The sequence below is a fragment of the Saccharopolyspora thermophila genome (genome assembly GCF_014646075.1).
Classification (GTDB): Bacteria; Actinomycetota; Actinomycetes; order Mycobacteriales; family Pseudonocardiaceae; genus Saccharopolyspora; species Saccharopolyspora thermophila.
The window spans coordinates 230962-249917 of sequence record NZ_BMMT01000002.1; the positions used below are offsets into that span (position 1 = coordinate 230962).

Annotated in this window: 17 protein-coding genes and 1 riboswitch; of the genes, 15 read left to right on the plus strand and 2 right to left on the minus strand. The window is 73.8% G+C overall.

Going from position 1 to position 18956, the window contains the following annotated elements; genetic code table 11:
- Positions 1-11: 11 nt before the first annotated feature.
- The 11 genes from IEY17_RS04490 to IEY17_RS04545 all read left to right on the plus strand — a co-directional run bounded on the left by IEY17_RS04490 (position 12) and on the right by IEY17_RS04545 (position 13532).
- Positions 12-2021 carry a putative cobaltochelatase gene (locus IEY17_RS04490; RefSeq protein WP_188985743.1) on the plus strand — a complete coding sequence of 670 codons (2010 nt, stop codon included), beginning with the start codon at positions 12-14 and terminating at the stop codon, positions 2019-2021.
- Positions 2022-2792: 771 nt separating this feature from the next.
- Positions 2793-3407, plus strand: coding sequence for a cob(I)yrinic acid a,c-diamide adenosyltransferase (cobO, locus tag IEY17_RS04495; RefSeq protein ID WP_188985745.1), 615 nt, complete (start codon positions 2793-2795; stop codon positions 3405-3407).
- Positions 3401-4753 (plus strand): cobyrinic acid a,c-diamide synthase CobB, encoded by a 1353-nt coding sequence (locus tag IEY17_RS04500; RefSeq protein WP_188985748.1) that lies wholly within the window; start codon positions 3401-3403, stop codon positions 4751-4753. The genes cobO and IEY17_RS04500 overlap by 7 nt, the downstream gene beginning before the upstream one ends.
- The gene (gene cobI / locus IEY17_RS04505) at positions 4750-5487 is read left to right on the plus strand and encodes a precorrin-2 C(20)-methyltransferase (RefSeq protein ID WP_188985750.1); all 738 of its coding nucleotides are present in this window, start codon (positions 4750-4752) and stop codon (positions 5485-5487) included. Before IEY17_RS04500 ends, cobI begins: the two co-directional genes overlap by 4 nt.
- A complete protein-coding gene (gene cobM, locus IEY17_RS04510; protein ID WP_229679839.1) occupies positions 5481-6902 on the plus strand; it encodes a precorrin-4 C(11)-methyltransferase in 1422 nt (473 codons plus the stop codon). Before cobI ends, cobM begins: the two co-directional genes overlap by 7 nt.
- Positions 6886-8049: a cobalt-precorrin-5B (C(1))-methyltransferase gene (locus IEY17_RS04520; RefSeq protein ID WP_188985754.1), complete on the plus strand. Its 1164-nt coding sequence runs from the start codon at positions 6886-6888 to the stop codon at positions 8047-8049. Before cobM ends, IEY17_RS04520 begins: the two co-directional genes overlap by 17 nt.
- Positions 8034-9236, plus strand: a complete 1203-nt coding sequence (cbiE, locus tag IEY17_RS04525) for a precorrin-6y C5,15-methyltransferase (decarboxylating) subunit CbiE (RefSeq protein ID WP_188985756.1) — start codon at positions 8034-8036, stop codon at positions 9234-9236. The genes IEY17_RS04520 and cbiE overlap by 16 nt, the downstream gene beginning before the upstream one ends.
- Positions 9237-9306: 70 nt before the next feature.
- The gene (gene cobJ / locus IEY17_RS04530) at positions 9307-11064 is read left to right on the plus strand and encodes a precorrin-3B C(17)-methyltransferase (RefSeq protein ID WP_188985758.1); all 1758 of its coding nucleotides are present in this window, start codon (positions 9307-9309) and stop codon (positions 11062-11064) included.
- Positions 11054-11236: a DUF362 domain-containing protein gene (locus tag IEY17_RS04535; RefSeq protein WP_188985760.1), complete on the plus strand. Its 183-nt coding sequence runs from the start codon at positions 11054-11056 to the stop codon at positions 11234-11236. Before cobJ ends, IEY17_RS04535 begins: the two co-directional genes overlap by 11 nt.
- An 84-nt stretch (positions 11237-11320) precedes the next feature.
- Entirely contained in the window at positions 11321-12754 is a 1434-nt protein-coding gene (locus IEY17_RS04540) for a pyridoxal-dependent decarboxylase (RefSeq protein ID WP_188986278.1), read from the plus strand.
- A 208-nt stretch (positions 12755-12962) separates the two neighbouring features.
- A complete protein-coding gene (locus IEY17_RS04545) occupies positions 12963-13532 on the plus strand; it encodes a sensor histidine kinase (RefSeq protein WP_188985762.1) in 570 nt (189 codons plus the stop codon).
- An 83-nt stretch (positions 13533-13615) separates the two neighbouring features.
- On the opposite strand, the gene IEY17_RS04550 is transcribed toward IEY17_RS04545, so the two are convergent.
- Positions 13616-13885, minus strand: coding sequence for a DUF1876 domain-containing protein (locus IEY17_RS04550; RefSeq protein ID WP_188985764.1), 270 nt, complete (start codon positions 13883-13885; stop codon positions 13616-13618).
- Positions 13886-14076: 191 nt separating this feature from the next.
- Positions 14077-14200, plus strand: a riboswitch (cobalamin riboswitch).
- A 78-nt stretch (positions 14201-14278) separates the two neighbouring features.
- Between IEY17_RS04550 and IEY17_RS04555 the strand changes: the two genes are divergently transcribed.
- Genes IEY17_RS04555 through cobA form a run of 4 tightly spaced genes read left to right on the plus strand, consistent with a single transcriptional unit; the run spans position 14279 to position 18075 of the window.
- Complete coding sequence (locus IEY17_RS04555; protein ID WP_188985766.1) at positions 14279-15331, plus strand: HoxN/HupN/NixA family nickel/cobalt transporter; 1053 nt, start codon at positions 14279-14281, stop codon at positions 15329-15331.
- Positions 15332-15366: 35 nt separating this feature from the next.
- A complete protein-coding gene (locus IEY17_RS04560) occupies positions 15367-15978 on the plus strand; it encodes a precorrin-8X methylmutase (protein ID WP_188986279.1) in 612 nt (203 codons plus the stop codon).
- Entirely contained in the window at positions 15975-16880 is a 906-nt protein-coding gene (locus IEY17_RS04565; protein WP_188985768.1) for a sirohydrochlorin chelatase, read from the plus strand. Before IEY17_RS04560 ends, IEY17_RS04565 begins: the two co-directional genes overlap by 4 nt.
- Positions 16861-18075, plus strand: coding sequence for a uroporphyrinogen-III C-methyltransferase (gene cobA / locus IEY17_RS04570; RefSeq protein ID WP_188985770.1), 1215 nt, complete (start codon positions 16861-16863; stop codon positions 18073-18075). Before IEY17_RS04565 ends, cobA begins: the two co-directional genes overlap by 20 nt.
- A gap of 74 nt (positions 18076-18149) precedes the next feature.
- Here cobA and yaaA read toward each other — a convergent pair whose 3' ends face one another.
- On the minus strand, positions 18150-18893 hold the full coding sequence (yaaA, locus tag IEY17_RS04575) for a peroxide stress protein YaaA (protein ID WP_188985772.1): 744 nt from the start codon (positions 18891-18893) through the stop codon (positions 18150-18152).
- Positions 18894-18956: the final 63 nt, after the last annotated feature.

Consider the following 18956-nt stretch of genomic DNA (forward strand, 5'->3'; position numbering starts at 1 on the left):
GAACGTCACGCATGACCGCTTCCCCGCGCTTCCCCTTCTCCGCCGTGGTCGGCCACGACGACCTCCGGCTCGCCCTGCTGCTCAACGCCGTGCACCCGCGCATCGGCGGGGTGCTGGTGCGGGGCGAGAAGGGCACCGCGAAGTCGACCGTGGTGCGGGCGCTGGCCTCGCTGCTGCCGTCGCTGGACGTGGTGGCGGACTGCCGCTTCGGCTGCGACCCGGGCGCCCCCGACCCGCAGTGCCCGGACGGGCCGCACGACGGTGCCGTGGTGCAACGCCCGGCCCGCCTCGTGGAACTGCCGGTGGGCGCCACCGAGGACCGGTTGGTCGGCTCGCTGGACCTGGAGCGCGCGCTCACCGAAGGGGTCCGTGCCTTCCAGCCGGGCCTGCTCGCCGCCGCCCACCGCGGGGTGCTCTACGTCGACGAGGTGAACCTGCTGCACGACCACCTCGTGGACCTGCTGCTGGACGCTGCAGCGATGGGCCGCGCGCACGTGGAGCGCGACGGTGTCTCGGTCTCGCACGCGGCGTCGTTCCTGCTGGTGGGCACCATGAACCCGGAGGAGGGCGAGCTGCGCCCGCAGCTGCTCGACAGGTTCGGGTTGACCGTGCACGTCGCGGCGTCGCGGGAGGTCGCCACGCGCACCGAGGTCGTGCGGCGGCGCCTGGCCTTCGAGGCCGACCCGGTGGGTTTCGCCGCGCAGTGGGCGGAGGCGGACGCCGAGCTGGCCGCGCGGATCGCCGCCGCGCGCGACCGCGTCGCCGAGGTCGTGCTGCCGGACGCGGAACTGCGCCGCATCTCCGCGCTGTGCGCGGCTTTCGACGTCGACGGCATGCGGGCGGACCTGGTGCTGGCGCGCACCGCGGTCGCGCACGCGGCCTGGCGCGGTGCCACGACGGTCGCCGAGCAGGACGTGGCAGCGGCAGCCCGGCTGGCGTTGCCGCACCGGCGGCGCCGCGACCCGTTCGACGAACCCGGCATCGCTGAGGACCAGCTGCAGCAGGCGCTGTCCGAGGCCGCGGAGCAGGCCGACGACGGCGACGAGCCGCCGGATGGCCCCGACGACGGCCCCGGCGGCGGGCAGCCGCCGGAGGAGCCGACCGAGCCCAGCGGCGGGGGCGGCGAGGAGCACAGCGAGGAGTCCGGTCGGGCGCCCGCCGACCGGCCGTCGGGGGAGCCGACGCCGGCGTTCCGGGCGCGGTTGCTGGAGGTCCCGGGGCTCGGGGAGGGTGCGCCGGGGCGGCGCTCGCGGGCCCGGTCGCGCAGCGGCCGGAGCGTTCGGTCGTCCACTGTGGAGGGAAGTGGGGTGCACCTCGCGGCCACGCTCGCCGCGGCCGCCCCGCACCAGGTCGCGCGCGGGCGCAGCGGCCCGGGGCTGGTGCTCCGGCGCGATGACCTGCGGCGCGCGGTGCGCGAGGGGCGTGAGGGCAACCTGGTGCTGTTCGCGGTCGACGCCTCCGGTTCGATGGCCGCCCGGGAGCGGATGTCCGCGGTCAGCGGGGCGGTGCTGTCGCTGCTGCGCGACGCCTACCAGCGGCGGGACAAGGTCGGCGTGGTCAGCTTCCGCGGCGATGGCGCGGAACTGGTGCTGCCGCCGACGTCCTCTGTGGACATCGCGGCGGCGAGGATGCGGCGGCTGCGCACCGGCGGCCGCACGCCGCTGGCCGACGGCCTGCTGCGGGTGCGGAAGGTGGTGCGGGTCGAACGGCTGCGAGACCCGCAACGCCGTGCCCTGGTCGTGGTGTTGACCGACGGAAAAGCCACCGTTCCGGTGAATCCGGAACTGCCCGGGCCGCGGTCCCGGCGCGCGGTCGACGACGCGCTGCGATCGGCCGGTCTGCTCGCCGCCGAGGGGGCCGCCTCCGTCGTGGTCGACTGCGAGAGCGGGCCGGTGCGGCTGGGGCTGCCCGGGCAGCTGGCCGCCGCGCTGGGGGCTCCGTGCCTGCGGCTGGAGGAGCTTTCCGCGGACAACGTGGCGGGTGTGGTCCGTGCGGCGCGCGATGCCGATCGGGCCGCTTGATCTCGTTTTGATTACGAGATTCTGCGTTCTCCCTTTGGACTCGGACGCAGAATTGGTACGGTAGCTGCCGTCCACCTGACCCCCAGGGGTGGACTTTCAAGGCGCCCCCGCGCTCCCGGTGACCCCCAGGCCGGTTGAGCGCGGGGCGCTCTTTGTTGCGCTTTTTTCGAGAAATCCTTTTCTCGCCGCAAGAATTCCGGCGGACGCACTGGATCGGTTCGGCAACGATCCCACCGAATGGGGGCATCCACTGTGCGATCTTCGCGTTTGGGCGTATTTCGCCGACCGGAATGTCCGGGTTCGGTTCCAGCGCCGAGGTTCCCGGACCTCGTGGCGGTGGCGCGCTGCGGCCGCCGCGGCGCGCAAGCAGCGTGCCTGCCGCGCGGTCACGCCCCATCCGGGGCTCCGATGGGACGCCCGTCCATGTTCGCCGAGCCGCTCCCGGGCAGCGCCGTGAAGGTGACCACTCTGGTCGATCTCCCGGGTGGTGATTCGCCGCCGCGGAGCAATTCCGCCGAGCGGGGCGCTCCGAGCCGCGGAATGCGGGAATGGGAGCACTGCCTCCCGGGTCGGCTTCGCGCATCTCGGCGAATGAGGAGGAATCTCGCTTATCGCGGCCGTTCCTCACCGGGGTGGTGTCGATCACGGGCGCGCAACCTTCCGCGCCCCGGGAAATCGCCGTGCGGCGCAGCGGAATCGGGCATTTCCGTGCATTGGATCCTTCCGCTCTCAGTGACCGGGCGGCCGTGGTGGGTCCGTTAGGGTCGGGGCATGCCTCAGGGACAGCCTTCGACCGTGCCCGCTGACGGGCTGACCACCCGCCAGCGGCGGAACCGTCCTCTCATCGTGGTGCACACCGGGGAGATGAAGGGCAAGTCGACCGCCGCCTTCGGGCTCGCGCTGCGCGGCTGGAACCAGGGCTGGTCCATCGGGGTGTTCCAGTTCGTCAAGTCCGCCAAGTGGCGGGTCGGCGAGGAGGCCGCGTTCCGCGCGCTGGGCCGGGTGCACGAGGAGACCGGCGAGGGCGGGCCCGTCGAGTGGCACAAGATGGGCGAGGGCTGGTCGTGGGCCCGCAAGAAGGGCACCGAGGAGGACCACGCCGCCGCCGCGCTGGAGGGCTGGCGCGAGATCGCCCGGCGTCTCCGCGAGCAGCGCCACCGCCTCTACGTCCTCGACGAGTTCACCTACCCGCTGCACTGGGGCTGGGTTGACGTCGACGAGGTGGTCTCCGCGCTGCGCGACCGCCCCGGGTACCAGCACGTGGTGATCACCGGCCGCCACGCGCCGCAGGCGCTGGTCGACGCCGCCGATCTGGTCATGGAGACCACCAAGGTCAAGCACCCGATGGACGCCGGGCAGAAGGGCCAGAAGGGCATCGAGTGGTGACCGGTTCCTCCGCGCGGGTCGTGGTGGCGGCGCCCGCGTCCGGGCAGGGCAAGACGACCGTGGCGACCGGGCTGCTGGCCGCGCTGCGGCGGCGCGGCACCCGCGTGGCGCCGTTCAAGGTCGGCCCGGACTACATCGACCCCGGCTACCACCGGCTCGCCGCCGGACGTGCCGCGCGCAACCTCGACCCGGTGCTGGTCGGCGAGAAGCGCATCGCCCCGCTGTTCCGCTACGGCTCGGCGGGGGCGGACCTGTCGGTGGTGGAAGGCGTGATGGGACTGTTCGACGGCCGCATCGGAGCCGGCGGCGAGCTCGCCCCCGGCTCCACCGCGCACGTCGCGCAGCTGCTCGACGCGCCGGTCGTGCTGGTCGTGGACGTCCGCGGCCAGAGCCACGGCCTGGCGGCCCTGCTGCACGGCTTCCGCAGCTACCGGCCGGCGATCCGGGTGGCCGGGGTGATCCTCAACCAGGTCGGGTCGTCGCGGCACGAGCAGGTGCTGCGCGAGGCCGCGGACGACGCGGGACTGCCGGTGCTGGGCGCCATCCCCCGCACCGACGACCTCGCCGTGCCCTCCCGGCACCTCGGCCTGGTCACCGCCGCCGAGCACGGCAGCGCCGCGACCCGTGCCGTCGAGGCGATGGGCGACGTCGTCGCCGCCGGGGTGGACCTGGACGTGGTGGTGGCGTTGGCCCGCTCCGCGCCGCCGCTGGACGGGCCGACCTGGAACCCGGCCGACGAGGTCGCACCACGCGGACGACCGCTGATCGCGGTGGCGGGCGGCCCGGCGTTCACCTTCGGCTACGCCGAACACGAGGAACTGCTGCGCGCGGCAGGCGCCGAGGTCGAAGTGCTGGACCCGCTGCGCGACGAAAAGCTCCCCGCGGGCACCGCCGGTCTCGTGCTGCCCGGCGGTTTCCCCGAGCAGCACGCCGCTGAGCTCTCGGCGAACACCCGGCTGCGCGCGGAGATCCGCGCCCTGGCCGCAACCGGCGCGCCAATCCAGGCCGAGTGCGGCGGACTGCTGTACCTGGCGGAGGAACTGGACGGTACCCCGCTGTGCGGTGTGCTGCCCGCGCGGGCGCGGATGTCGCCGCGGTTGGTTCTCGGCTACCGGGACGCCGTCGCGGCCGCTGATTCCCCGCTGTTCGCCGAGGGAACCCGGGTCAGCGGGCACGAATTCCACCGCACCGAACTGGAACCCGGCAGCGGCGGGCCGCCGGCCTGGTTCTGGCGCGGTGCCCGGGAGGGGTTCGTCCAGGGCGGCGTGCACGCCTCCTACCTGCACACCCATCCCGCCGGGCAACCCGGTGCGGTCGAACGATTCGTGGCGAGGTGCGCGCGATGAGACTCGTCGGAGTCGGGGTCGGCCCCGGCGACCCCGAACTGCTGACCCTGGCCGCGCTGCGCGAGATCCGCGCCGCGGGCACGGTTTTCGTCCCGGTCCTCGCGGCCGACGAGCAGGGCCGCGCGGAGGCCGTGGTGCGGGCGCACCTCGGCGACGACGCCCGGGTGCAGCGGTTGGTGTTCGCCCTCGCCGACCCGGTCGACGGTCCGCAGGAGCGGCGGCACCGGCACTGGGACGCCGCCGCCGAGACCGTCGCGCAGCGGTTGCGCGAGCGCGGCGGCAGCGTGGTCTTCGCCACGCTCGGGGATCCCACGGTGTACTCCACGTTCAGCTACCTGGCCGCCTCGGTCGCCGAGCTCCTGCCCGAGGTCGAGCTGGCCGCGGTGCCCGGGATCACCGCGATGCAGGCCACCGCGGCGCAGGCCGGGGTGGCGCTCACCGAGGGCGCCGAGTCACTGACCGTGGTTCCCGTGATGCGAGACGTGACCGCCCTGCGGGAGGCGCTGCGGGCACGCGGTACGGTCGTGGCCTACAAAGGCGGCCGGCGGCTCGGCGAGCTGCGCGCCGCGATCGCGGAAAGCGGTGCCCTGGAACGCGCGGTGTACGCCGAACACCTGGGCACGCCGGACGCGCGGGTGCTGCCGCTGTCCGAAGTGTCCGAAGTGGACGATGCGCCGTACCTGTCCACTGTGGTAGTACTTCCACCCCGAGGCGGAAGAGGAGAACAATGGTGACTGGCCGGATCTCGTTCATCGGCGCTGGGCCCGGCGCGGCCGACCTGATCACGGTCCGCGGTGCCAGGCGCATCGCCGAGGCCGACATCGTGGTGTGGGCGGCGAGCCTGGTCACCCCGGAATGCATCCGGGAGCACGCGCGCGCCGACGCCGAACTGGTCGACTCCTCCCGTCTCACCCACGAGCAGGCCCTGGAGATCTACCGCCGCGCCGAGCGCGACAAGCTCAAGGTCGCCCGCGTGCACTCCGGCGACCCGTCGCTGTGGGGCGCGGTCCAGGAGCAGTACGACGCGTGCGCCCGGATGAACCTCGAGGTGGAGATCGTGCCCGGCGTCCCGGCGTTCTCCGCCGCCGCGGCGGCCATCGGGCGGGAGCTGACCGTGCCGGAGGTCGCCCAGTCGCTGGTGCTGACCCGCCTGGAGGGCGGCAAGACGCCGATGCCCGAAGGCGAGAAGGTGCGCGAGTTCGCCAAACACGGCACCACGATGGCGCTGTTCCTCTCCGCGGCGCGCACCGGCCAGCTCGTCGAGGAGCTGCGCGCCGGGGGCTACCCCGAGGACACCCCGGTGCTGGTGGCCTACAAGGTGACCTGGCCCGACGAACTGCTGCTGCGCACCACGCTCGCCGAGCTGGAGAAGACCGTCAAGCAGCACAAGCTGTGGCGGCACACGCTGTTCATCGTCGGCAGAAGCCTCACCAGCAGCGGTACCCGCTCACGCCTCTACCACGCCGGGCACTTCCACACCTACCGCCGCGCCGACCCGGCCGCGCGGCGCGCCCTGCGGGAGCGGTCGGGCACGGCCCGCCGCCGGGAGAGCACCACCCGCGGCGAGCCCGACGCCGGTGAACCGGCCCGGGTCCGCGAGTCCGATGTGGCGTGGTGGGCGGTGCGCGACTGGCAGGAGTCGGCGCGCGGCGCGGCGCGGGTGACAACCAGCCGCTCGACCCCGGCCCGGCGCGTCGACGCGGCGCAGTCCCCGCTGTTCACCGACGAGGCCGTCGCGGCACCAGCGGTTCCCGCTGAGCGCCCCGCTCACCCGGCCGAAAGTCCCACTGTCCCCGAAGCCCCCGGCGTTCCGGACACGCGCAGCGCTGAGGCAGGCGAAAGTTCCGCTCAGGCGGAACCGGCTGCAGCCCCGGGTGAACAGGACGCTCACCCGGTCGAATCGGGTGGGAGTTCCGCTCGCTCCGATGCGGCGACCACACGGCGGACCTCGGCGGCACGCACCTCGACCACCCGGGCGACCGCGAAGGCCACTCCCGCGAAGCGGACCACCAAGTCTGCGGCCGCGGCGAAGACGACCACCGCGAAGCGGGCCAGGACGTCGACCGCGAAGACCACCACGGCCAAGAGCGCCGCCACCAGGGCCAGGAAGCGCAAGTCCCCGGCGAAGCAGGATGAGCAGGGCGAGTGACGACGGCCCGCAGCTGCGGGAACCAGACCTGCCGCGCACCGCGAAGGTGCGGCCGAAGGCGCTGCGCACCGGCTTCACCACCGGCGCCTGCTCCGCCGCGGCGGCCAAGGCCGCGGCGGAGCTGATGGTCACCGGGCACCTCCCGGCGGTGGTGGACATCCCGTTCCCGGACGGCCGCCACCGGCGGTTCCAGGTCGACTCGGGCAGCGCCGACCCCGCGACCGCGGTCGTGGTCAAGGACGCGGGCGACGACCCGGACGTCACCCACGGCGCGCGGCTGACCGTCACGGTCACCGCCCGCGGGGACGGCCAGGTGGTGCTGCACGGCGGCGAGGGCGTCGGGGTGGTGACCAAGCCGGGCCTGGGGCTGGAGGTCGGCGGTCCGGCGATCAATCCGGTGCCTCGCGAGATGATCACCGCGGCGGTGCGCGAGGTGATCGGCGACCGCGGCGCGGACGTCACGATCACCGTGCCCGGCGGCGAGAAGATGGCCTACAAGACCACCAACCGTCGGCTCGGCATCTACGGCGGGATCTCCATCCTGGGCACCACGGGCATCGTGCGCCCGTTCTCCACCGCGTCGTGGCGCTCCAGTGTCGAGCAGGCGATCTCGGTGCTGGCCGCGCAGGGCGGCCGGACCGCGGTGCTGTCCACCGGCGGGCGCACCGAGAAGGCCGCGATGCGGCTGCTGCCCGACGAGCCCGAGGTGGCGTTCGTCGAGGTCGGTGACTTCACCGGGGCGGCGCTGCGCCGCGCGGTCGAGCACGGGCTGGACGGCGTGGTGTTCGTCGGCATGATCGGCAAGCTGACGAAGCTGGCGTCCGGCGTGGTGATGACGCACTACACGAGGTCCAAGGTGGACACCGCGCTGCTCGGTCGGCTGACCGCCGAGTTCGGCGGGGACCCCGCGCAGGTCGCGGAGATCGAGCAGGCCGCCACCGCCCGCCGCGCCTACGAGGTGTGGCGGGGCAGCGGGCTGCTCCCGGCGTGTGCGCACCGGCTCTGCGAGCTGGTGGCAGCAGTATTGGAGCGGTTCAGCGAGGAATGTGGCCGCCGGTTGCCGGCCCGGGTCGCGATGGTGGACTTCCAGGGCGAGCACGTGGTGGCGGCCACCGAGGCGAGGTGGGTGACGTGGCAGTCACGGTGATCGGGGTCGACGGTGGCGGTCTGCCGAGGGGCAGCGCCGAGGTGCTGGCGTCGGCGCGGCTGGTGGTGGGCGGTCGGCGGCACCTCGAGGCGCACGCGCCCGAGCACGCGCGCAAGCTCGAACTCGGGCCGCTGGAACCGGCGCTGAACGCGTTGTCCGCCCTGACCGGCGAGGAGCACGGCGTCGTGCTGGCCTCCGGCGACCCCGGTTTCTTCGGCGCGGTGCGGGCGCTGCGCGAGCGCGGTATCCGCTGCTCGGTGCTGCCGTCGACGTCGAGCGTGCAGCAGCTGATGGCACGCGTCGGCCGCTCCTGGGACGACGTCGTGGTGGTCAGCGCGCACGGCCGCGACCTGACGCGGGCGATCAACGTGTGCCGGGCGCGACCGGCCGTGGTGGTGCTGACCGCGCCGAAGGCCGGGCCCGCGCAGATCGGTTCCGGGCTGGTCGGCTGGCGGCGCACCATGGTGGTCGCCGAGGATCTGGGCGGCCCGAACGAGTCGGTGGTGACACTGGAACCGGCCGAGGCGGCCAAGCGCAGCTGGTACGAGCCGAACATCGTGCTGTGCCTGGCCGACCTCGACGACGTGCCGCCGCGCGGCTGGATCGCCGGCGGGGAACCGGTGCCCCCGGCCACCGGCTGGGCGTTGTCCGAGGACGAGTTCTCGCACCGCGACGGGATGATCACCAAGTCGGAGGTGCGCGCGGTGGCGCTGGCCAGGCTCGCGCCCCGGCCGGGCACCCTGGTGTGGGATGTGGGCGCCGGGTCCGGTTCGGTCGCGGTGGAGTGCGCCCGGCTGGGCGCGGCGACGATCGCGGTGGAGTCCGACGAGGCCCAGGTGGTGCGGCTGATCACGAACGCGGCGAGCCACGGCGTGGACGTGCGGGTGGAGGAGGGGGCGGCGCCGCAGGCGCTGCGCAACCTGCCCCGACCGGACGCGATCTTCGTCGGTGGCGGCGGCAGCGAGGTCGTGACGGCGTGCGCGCACGCCGGGGCGTCGCGCGTGGTGGTGGCGCTGGCGGCGCTGGACCGCGTCGGCCCGACCCGCGACGCGCTGCGCGCGGCGGGCTACGAGGTCGAGGGGGTGCAGCTGACGGCGGCCCGCCTCGCGGAACTGCCGGACGGCGCGTCGCGCCTGGAGGCGGCCAACCCGGTGGTGCTGATCTCGGGCCGCAAGAAGCCGTGGTGACCTCGGCGAACGTGGCGACTGTGGACGGTTCCGGGCGCGGTGCCCGGCTGAAAACGAGCGAGGAGCAGCAGTGATCGGTCTGTTCGCGGTGACCGCGGCGGGGCGGCGGGCGGCCGCCGAGTTGGCCGCCCGGCTGGGACCGGACGCGGTGGTCGCCGACGGCCCGATCGGCCCCGCCGTCCGCCGTCTCTGGGACCACCTCGACGCGGCGGTGTTCTTCCTGGCCAGCGGCGCCACCGTGCGGCTGGTCGCGCCGCTGCTGCGGGACAAGCACACCGACCCGGGCGTGGTGTGCGTCGACGAGGCGCAGCGCTTCGCCGTCGCGCTGACCGGCGGCCACGCCGGTGGGGCGAACGCGCTCGCCGAACAGGTCGCCGACCTGCTCGGCTGCACGCCGGTGGTCACCACCGCCTCCGACAGCACGGGCGCCACCGCGCTGGACGAGCTCGTCGACCTGCTCGACGCCACTGTGGACGGTGACCTGGCGGGCTGCGGCGTGGCCGTGCTCGATGGCGCGCCGGTCCGCCTGGTCAACCCGCTCGGCTTCCCGCTGCCCGCGCTGCCGCCGAACGTCGGCCCGGACGTCGAGGACCCGGTGTGGACGGTGGTCATCGACGACCGGCGCCCCGAGTCCCGTGACGAGGACTGGGTGCTGCGGTTGATCCCGCGCACCCTGGTGGTGGGCGTCGGTTCGGCGCGCGGCGTGTCGCGCACCGCGGTGACCGAGACGCTCGCCCGGCTGGACAGCGAGCACGGCCTGGACCCGCGGGCGATCCGCGCGTTCGCCAGCGTCGATCTCAAGGCGGACGAGGAAGGCATCCTGCACGCCGTGCAGGACCTGGGCTTCTGGCACTCCGCCGGGGGCGACGAGCTGCCGCTGCTGACGTTCCCGGCGCAGGTGCTCGCCGAGGTGGCGGTCCCGAACCCGAGCGAGGTGGTGCGCGCCGAGGTCGGCACGCCCAGCGTGGCCGAGGCGTCGGCGCTGCACGCGGCGGCCGAGCTGGCTCACGGCGCGCCGGTCGAGCTGGTCGCGCCGAAGATCAAGGGCGACAACGTGACCGTCGCGGCGGCCCGGATCCGGCCGCGGGGCAGGCTGGCGATCGTCGGCATCGGTCCCGGAGCCCCGGACCTGCGCACGCCGCGCGCCGAGGCAGAGCTGCGCCGCGCGTCCGTCGTCGTCGGCCTGGACCAGTACCTCGACCAGGTGCGCCACCTGCTGCGCCCGGGCACGGAGGAGCGCGCCACCGGGCTCGGGGCTGAGGAGGAGCGGGCCGCCGAGGCGATCGCCCTGGCTCGGCAGGGCCGCGCGGTGGCGTTGATCGGGTCCGGTGACGCCGGGGTGTACGCGATGGCGAGCCCGGCGCTGGAGAAGGCGGGCGTGGACATCGAGGTCATCGGGGTGCCAGGGGTGACCGCCGCACTGGCCGCGGCGGCCCTGCTCGGCGCGCCGCTCGGCCACGACCACGCCCTGATCAGCCTGTCCGACCTGCACACGCCGTGGGCGGTCATCGAACGCCGCATCCGCGCGGCGGCCGAGAGTGACCTGGTGGTGTGTTTCTACAACCCGCGTTCGGCGGAGCGGCACTGGCAGCTGGGCCGGGCCCTGGAGATCCTGGCCGAGCACCGCCCGGCGACCACCCCGGTCGGCGCGGTCCGCCAGGCCAGCCGCGCGGGCCAGCGCGTGTGGTGCGCCCCGATCGGCGACTTCGACCCGGCGGAGGTGGACATGTTCACCACGGTCATCGTCGGATCCTCGCAGTCCGCGGTGATCGGGCAGCGCATGGTGACCCCGCGCGGCTACCGCTGGATGGCACCGGATGCCCGCTGACCCGCTGACCATCTCGGCGGCCTGCACGGCCTGCGGTGCCTGCCTGCTGACCTGCCCGCAACACGCGCTGCGCCCGGCCCCGGGCCGCCCCCGGGTCCTCCGGGAATCCTGCACGTCCTGCGGCGAGTGCGTGGAGATCTGCCCGGCGGACGCCATCGAACTCACGCCCTGACGGTGCGGTGCGGCGTGATCGAGAGCCGCGGGTCGTTGGTCGGGGAGTGGCGGGCGTGGGAAGCTGGGTTCGATGAGCGGGCACATGTCGCCGGAGGAGTTCCGGCGGTTCGGCAGGCAGGTCGTCGACTGGATCGCGGACTACTACGCCGGGATCGAGTCACATCCGGTCCGGTCGCAGGTGCGGCCGGGGCAGGTGCGGGCGCAGCTGCCCGCGCACCCGCCGGAGCGCGGCGAGCCGTTCGAGCAGGTGCTGCGGGACCTGGACGCCGTGCTGATGCCGGGGGTGACGCACTGGCAGCACCCGAACTTCTTCGCCTACTTCCCGGCCAACGCCACCGGTCCGGCCATCCTCGGTGACCTGCTCTCCAGCGGCCTGGGCGTGCAGGGCATGGTGTGGGCGACCAGCCCGGCCTGCACCGAGCTGGAGACCGTCGTGGTCGACTGGCTCGCCGAACTGCTGGGGCTGCCCGAGCACTTCCGCACCGACGCCGCCGGTGGGGGTGTCATCCAGGACTCGGCCTCCAGCGCCGCTCTGGTCGCCGCGCTGGCCGCGTTGCACCGGGCCAGCGGCGGCCGGGTCGCGCGCGAGGGCATCACCCGCCGCCACACCCTGTACGTGTCCGCGCACACCCACTCCTCGCTGGAACGGGCCGCCCGGATGGTCGGGGTGGGCGCGGACAACGTCCGCGTCGTCGACGTCGACCCAGCCACCCTCGGTATGGACCCGGCGCACCTCGCCGCGCTGATCGCCGAGGACCTGGCCGCCGGGGCGGTGCCGACGATGGTGTGCGCGACCGTGGGCACCACGTCGACGACGGCGATCGACCCGGTGCGCGCGATCGGCGAGGTGTGCCGGGCGAGGGGGGTGTGGCTGCACGTGGACGCGGCGTACGCGGGCGTCGCGGCGGTGTGCCCGGAGCTGCGGTGGATCAACGACGGGGTGGCCGAGTTCGCCGACTCCTACTGCACCAACCCGCACAAGTGGCTGCTGACCAACTTCGACTGCAGCGTGCTGTGGATGGCCGACCGCGCGCCCATGATCGACGCGTTGTCGATCCTGCCGGAGTACCTGCGCAACCCGGCGACGACGTCGGGCGAGGTGATCGACTACCGCGACTGGCAGGTGCCGCTGGGCCGCCGCTTCCGTTCGCTGAAGCTGTGGTCGGTGCTGCGCTGGTACGGCGCGGAAGGGCTGCGCGAGCACATCCGCGGCACGATCGGGCTGGCGCAGGAGTTCGCCTCGTGGGTCCGCGACGACCCGCGCTTCGAACTGCTGGAACCGCATCCGTTCGCGTTGGTCTGCTTCCGTCCGCGCTTCCCGGAGCTGTCCACCGAGGAGGCCGACGAGCGGATTTTCGCGATCATGGAGTCCCTCAACGAGTCCGGCGAGCTGTACCTGACGCACACCAAGGTGGACGGTCGGATGCTGCTGCGCGTGGCGATCGGCTCGCCGCAGACGGAACAGCGTCACGTGCGGGCGGCGTGGAAACGCATCCAGGAGGCGTTCACCGCCTGACGGTCCGGCCCCCGCGCCGCGCCCGATTTCGCCTGAACTCGCGCGTTCCCCCGCCCGGGGTTTCCGAGTTCGCCCATAGTTGGGTTTTTGCCTTGCGCTCCGTGCGGAAGTGGGGTTTCCCCGTCCTTCTCGGTGAGTTGCCTTCGGTGTCCAGGATGGCTGGACTCGTGAGAATGGACGCATGAGACGTTGGGCGTGGAGACGCGCTGTGACCGTGTGGCGCGGTGCGGCGCTGACCCTGCTGGCGGCGCTGCACCTGCCGGTCGCGGCGCTGTCTCTGGTCTTCGCCTGCGGGTTCGGCAAGGACGAATCCCGTCGCACCCTCGCCAAGCTCCGCGATCTCGTCCGCGACATTCGGCCTCCCGTGCCCACCGGACGCGGCCTGGCCGACGCGGTGCGCGCCCTGGCGCTGGAGATGGTGGTGGACATCGACGTCGACGTCGACCTGCCCGGCCGGTGCCCGCCGGCGGTGGAGGCCGCCGCCTACGTCGCCACCCGCGAGCTGATCACGAACGCGATCAGGCACGCCGCCGCCGAAACCATCCGGGTCGAGATCGGCCACCGGCAGCGGTCGCTACAGATTGTGGTCACCGACGACGGCGGAGGCGGCGCGGACGAGTCCCGGGGCAGCGGACTGGTGGGCATCCGGCGCCGCCTCGGTACCGTTGGCGGAACCCTGCACCTCAGCAGCCCACCAGGCGGACCCACCCGGGCGACGATGGAGATCCCGTGCGCGTTGTCCGCGCCGACGACCCCGTTCTACCCGGAGACGGCCTGAGCGCGCACAAAACCGCCGGAGTACCCCAAGCGGAGCGCCAGCGGCCGCCGCGGCGGGTTCCGCGGCGGCCGAACCGGGCCCGTTCAGGCGGGCAGGTGCACGCGGCGGTGCAGGCGCTCGCCGATGTCGCGCGCCGCGTGGTCCAGCAGCTTGTGCGCCAGTTCGAACAGGGCGCGCGCGATCGCGATCTCGTCGCCGATCTGCGGTACCTCGGGGTCGTCCGGGTGGCGCCGCGCCGTGCCGTGTCCGTGCATCTGCTGACCGGACGGGGTGGTGAAGCCGACGTCCGCGGTGGTCTTCGCGCCCGCCTCCATGACCTGCATGTTCAGCGTGATCGTGTGCGTCTCGTTCATGGTGATCGCCTCCCGTACCGGCTGGCCTAGCCCCAGGATGCGCCGCGCCGCGGCGGCAGCGGAAGGGCCGACTTCACCCGTCCGAGTTGTCTCGGGTGACCGGTTCGGACCGCCGCGCGCCGGTTGGTGATCACACTCACCGGGTTTGACCAAGGACTGCGGGGCAGGCGAGGATACGTCGGCCGACAGGGCAGGAACCCGGTGTGAGTCCGGGACGGTCCCGCCACTGTGACCGGGGAGTGGCCCCCACCGCACGCCACGGCCGAAAGGCTGGAAGGCAGGGGTGACCACGTCGATCCGGGAGTCAGGACACTGCGCGTCGGCCCCGCGCCGCGCCGCGGCGCGCGGACACCGAGCCCCTCGGGCGGGAGAACCCAGGAGGTCGGAGATCCCATGTCTTGGGATGCCGAAGCAGGCCGGGCGCAGACCGGCTGGGGCGCCGCGGAGCGCCGGAAAGCAGCGGTCGTGCTGGCCGCGGTGGGCGTGCTGCACCTGGCGGGGTGGGGCGCCTACCTGCTGCAACAGGACGAGTTCGGCGTGGCGGGCGGTCTCGCCGCCGCGGGCACCACGGCGTACCTGCTGGGCCTGCGCCACGGATTCGACGCGGATCACGTCGCGGTGATCGACGACGCCACGCGGCTGCTGATGCAGCGCGGTCGCCGCCCGGTGTCGACCGGCATGTGGTTCGCGCTGGGCCATGCCAGCGTGGTGCTGTTCCTGGCCCTGGCGGTCGCCCTCGTCGCCGGGCCCGCGGCGCAGGAGTGGGCCGAGCAGGCCGGGGTGCAGGTCGCCACGGTCGTCGACATGGTGGTCATCGCGGTGCTGAGCACCCTGTCCGTGTTGAACGCCCTGGTGTTGCGGGACGCCCTGCGGCTGTTGCGGCGGGTCCGGCGGTGCGCCGTGGACGAGGCCGAGGTGGAACTGGTGCTGGGGCGGCGCGGGCTGCTCGCGCGCCTGCTGCGCGGTCGGATGCGCGCGGTGGGGCGGTCCTGGCACCTGTTCGGCATCGGCCTGCTGTTCGGGCTGGGCATGCAGACCGCGACCGAGATCACCGTGCTCGCCATGGTCTCGCCGACCGAGCGGCTGTCGGCGATCGCGGTGCTCAGCCTGCCGCTGCTGTTCGCCGCCGGAATGTGCACAGTGGACAGTGTGGACGGGATGCTGATGTCGCGGGCCTACACCTGGTCGTTGGCCCGGCCGATCCGGCGGCTGTGGGTGAACATCATCACCACCGCGCTGACCGTCGGCCTGGCCGCGGTCGTCGCGTTCGTCGTCCTGAGTGGACTACTGGCCGAGCACGGTGTGTCCATTCTGGATGGTGTCGCCGCGCTGGACGAGCACTTCGAGCTGCTCGGCTACCTCACACTCGGGCTGTTCCTCGCCGTGTGGGGCGGCGCGGCCCTGTGGTGGAAGCTCACCACCCGCGGGGAACCGGAGGTCAGGTGAGCGGCAGTACGACAACAGGGGAAAAGGGCGGCCCGATGCGGCGTGCCGTGCACCCGATCGAAACCGAGTCCTACCGCATCATGCGGTCCCGGGCCGACTTCGCGCACTTCCCGCCGTTGACCAGAGCGGTCGTCGAACGCGTCGTGCACACCACCGCCGACCCCACCTGGACCGGTGAGGTCGCCGCCGACGAGGCGGCGTTGCGCGCGGGCCGCGCGGCGCTGCTCGCCGACGCCCCACTGATCACCGACGTGCGCATGGTCGCCGCCGGGATCACCGCCCGCCCCGCCGAGGTCGGCCTCGACCGCCCCGGCGTCGCCGAACTCGCCGCGGACGCCGGGCTGACCCGCTCCGCCGCCGGCATCCGGCTGGCCGCCGAGGCGCACCCCGACGGCGCGGTGTGGGCCATCGGCAACGCCCCGACCGCGCTGTTCGAGCTGGTCCGTCTCGCCGCGGCCGGGCAGGTCCGGCCCGCGCTCGTCGTCGGCGTCCCGGTCGGCTTCGTCGGTGCCGTCGACGCCAAGGCCGCCCTGCGCCGAAGCGGCCTACCGGCCGCGAGCACCCTGACCGAACGCGGCGGTGCGGCGATCGCCGCGGCCGTGATCAACGCCCTGCTCTACTGGGCAGAACCTGGAGGTGACCGGTGACCGAACCGCTGCTCGTCGTGGGCCACGGCACGGTGGACGACGGCGGCGTGGCCGAGTTCCACGCCTTCCTCGACCGCCTCCGCGCCCGGATGGCGGCTGCCGGGGTCGACACCGAGGGCGGGTTCATCGAGCTGTCCGCGCCCGCGGTCACCGAGGCGTGGACCCGGCTCGTCGAGCGCGGGCATCGCCGGATGGCCGCGGTGCCGCTGGTGCTGGTCGCGGCCGGGCACGGCAAGGGCGACATCCCGGCAGCCCTGGAGCGGGAGGTCCGCCGTCACCCCGGCACCTCGTTCGTGTACGGCCGTCCCCTCGGGCCGCACCCGGTGCTGCTGGAGCTGCTGGCCGAGCGGATCGACGCCGTGGTGCCGCGCGAGCAGTGGGCCGACACCGCGGTCGTGCTCGTCGGCCGCGGTTCCACCGACCCGGACGCCAACGCCGAAGTGTGCAAGGTCTCACGGCTCTTGCAGGAGACCTGCGGTTTCGACACGGTTGAGACCGCGTTCATCTCCCTGGCACCGCCGGACGTACCCGGTGGGCTGGAGCGGGCCCGCAGGCTCGGCGCGAAGCGCATCGTGGTCGCCCCGTACTTCCTGTTCGACGGCGTGCTGCCGCAACGCGTGGTCGCGCAAGCCCGCGAGTACGCGAGCTCCGCGCCGGACATCGACGTCCGCGTCGCCGGATACCTGGGAGACTGCGATGCCCTGGCGGACCTCGTCGTGGAGCGCTACCACGAGGCGCTGCACGGCGACATCCGGATGAACTGCGACACCTGCGCCTATCGGGTGCTGCTGCCGGGGTTCGAGGACAAGCTGGGCGCACCGCAGACACCGCACCACCACCCCGACGATCCGACCGGGCACGGTCACGGACACGGACACGCACATGGCCACTCAACCCGATAAGCACTACCTCGCCGGGCTCGACCTCACCGGACGTCGAGTCGTGGTGATCGGCGCGGGCACCGTCGCGCAGCGGCGACTGCCCCGCCTGATCAGCGCCGGGGCGGACGTCGAGGTGATCGCGCCCGCCGCGACCCCGGCGGTGGAGGCCCTGGCCGCGGCCGGGGAGATCACCTGGAGCCGCCGCGGCTACCGCGACGGTGACCTCGAAGGCGCCTGGTACGCCGTGGCCGCCACCTCCGACGCCGCGGTCAACGCCGCGGTCGGTGCGGAAGCGGAGCGCCGGCGGGTGTTCTGCGTCCGGTCCGACCGCGCCACCGAGGGCAGCGCGGTGACACCCGCGGTCGCCGAGCACGACGGGCTGCTGCTCGGCGTGCTCGCGGGCGGCATGCCGCGGCGCAGCGCGGCGGTCCGCGACGCGCTGCTGGAGGCGCTGCAGGCGGGCGTGGTCGACGAGCACGCCGAACCCCCGGCGCCCGGGGTGGCGCTGATCGGCGGTGGCCCCGGCGCACCGGACCTCATCACGGTGCGCGGGCGGCGGCTGCTCGCCAAGGCCGACGTGGTCATCACCGACCACCTGGCGCCGCGTGAACTGCTCGAGGAACTGGGGCCGCACGTCGAGGTCGTCGACGCGTCCAAGATTCCCTACGGGCGGGCGGCCAACCAGGAGGTCATCAACCGCACGTTGATCGACAACGCCCGGGCGGGCAGGTTCGTGGTCCGGCTCAAGGGCGGCGACCCCTACGTCTTCGGCCGCGGTTTCGAGGAACTGCTGGCCTGCGCGGAAGCGGGCGTGCCCGTCACCGTCGTGCCCGGTGTGACCAGCGCGTTCGCCGCGCCCGCCGTGGCCGGCGTGCCGGTGACGCACCGGGGTGTGGCGCACGAGGTGGTGGTCGTCTCCGGCCACGTCGCCCCGGACGACGAGCGGTCGCTGGTGGACTGGTCGGTGCTGGCCCGCCTGCGCGGCACGCTGGTGCTGCTGATGGCGGTGCAGCGCATCGCGGCCTTCGCCGAGGTGCTGGTCAGAAACGGCCGCCCCGGCGACACCCCGGTCGCGGTGGTCCAGGAGGGCACCACGAGCACCCAGCGGTCGCTGCGCACCACGCTCGCCGCGGTCGCCGACGACGTCCGCAGCCACGGCATCAAGCCGCCGGCCGTGATCGTCATCGGCCCGGTGGCGGGCCTGAAGGAGGACTGACCGCGCGGCTCAGCGCCGGCCGGTGGGCGGTGCTGAGCCGCTGTTCACGCGGAACCGGTGAGGGCTGGGCAGCGTCAGGCGTCGACGACGACGCAGAGCTTGCGGGCCGCCTCGCGCTCCACCCGCAGACCCGCGTCGAGGGCGACGTCGATGAGGTCCTCCACGGTCTCCGGCTCGTCCGGGCACTGCGCCAGGGCGCGGGCCAGCCTGCCCTTGTGGGACTTGTTGTGGTGGCTGACGACCTTGCGCCGACCCAGGGCGTCCTTCGACAACACGCGCACCTCGACAGCGTTCGGGATGCGGGCCAGCGCGGCGTAGGCACCGGACCGCAGATCCACCACGAGGTCGTCGACCTCGGCCAGCACCGGCTCCAGCACCGGCCGCCACACGCTGCGCAGCGTGCCGAGCCCGGGCAGTGAGTTCCCGCCGGACAACCGGTAGGCCGGGATCGCGTCGGTACCGCGCACGACGCCGAACAGCGCCGACGCGACGGCGAGCCGGGCATCGGCCTGCTTGCGCTCCGCGGCCGACAATGACCGCACGTCGAGGGCGTCGTAGAGCACCCCGGTGTAGCGCTCCAGCGCCGGGGCGGTGGGGGAGTCCCACAACTCGGCGTTGCGCTGCACCTCCTCGACCTGCCGCTCGGACAACCCGAGCGCGGTGAGGCTCGCGGGCACATCATCGGCCAATGTGGACAGTGCCTCGATTAGCTTCCGCCTGGTGTCGGTCAACTCCGGGTATGACAGAGCGTCGAGCTGCAGCGGAGCACCGGCACCGCCCGTCGCCTTGGTCTCCGAAGGAGGAAGCAGAACCAACACCCCACCACCCTAAGCGGTCCCCGAGCCCGCCCCCCACCACGCCCCCGACGGCGTTCCACGGCC

What these genes read in the sequence shown, in the direction of transcription:
- IEY17_RS04490 (WP_188985743.1), top strand. Translation starts at nt 12, where the DNA reads ATGACCGCTTCCCCGCGCTTCCCCTTCTCCGCCGTGGTCGGCCACGAC.
- IEY17_RS04535 (WP_188985760.1), top strand. Translation starts at nt 11,054, where the DNA reads ATGCCCGCTGACCCGCTGACCATCTCGGCGGCCTGCACGGCCTGCGGT.
- IEY17_RS04560 (WP_188986279.1), top strand. Translation starts at nt 15,367, where the DNA reads ATGCGGCGTGCCGTGCACCCGATCGAAACCGAGTCCTACCGCATCATG.
- IEY17_RS04555 (WP_188985766.1), top strand. Translation starts at nt 14,279, where the DNA reads ATGTCTTGGGATGCCGAAGCAGGCCGGGCGCAGACCGGCTGGGGCGCC.
- cobO (WP_188985745.1), top strand. Translation starts at nt 2,793, where the DNA reads ATGCCTCAGGGACAGCCTTCGACCGTGCCCGCTGACGGGCTGACCACC.
- IEY17_RS04540 (WP_188986278.1), top strand. Translation starts at nt 11,321, where the DNA reads ATGTCGCCGGAGGAGTTCCGGCGGTTCGGCAGGCAGGTCGTCGACTGG.
- cobM (WP_229679839.1), top strand. Translation starts at nt 5,481, where the DNA reads ATGGTGACTGGCCGGATCTCGTTCATCGGCGCTGGGCCCGGCGCGGCC.
- cobI (WP_188985750.1), top strand. Translation starts at nt 4,750, where the DNA reads ATGAGACTCGTCGGAGTCGGGGTCGGCCCCGGCGACCCCGAACTGCTG.
- IEY17_RS04520 (WP_188985754.1), top strand. Translation starts at nt 6,886, where the DNA reads ATGAGCAGGGCGAGTGACGACGGCCCGCAGCTGCGGGAACCAGACCTG.
- cobA (WP_188985770.1), top strand. Translation starts at nt 16,861, where the DNA reads ATGGCCACTCAACCCGATAAGCACTACCTCGCCGGGCTCGACCTCACC.
- IEY17_RS04550 (WP_188985764.1), bottom strand. Translation starts at nt 13,885, where the DNA reads ATGAACGAGACGCACACGATCACGCTGAACATGCAGGTCATGGAGGCG.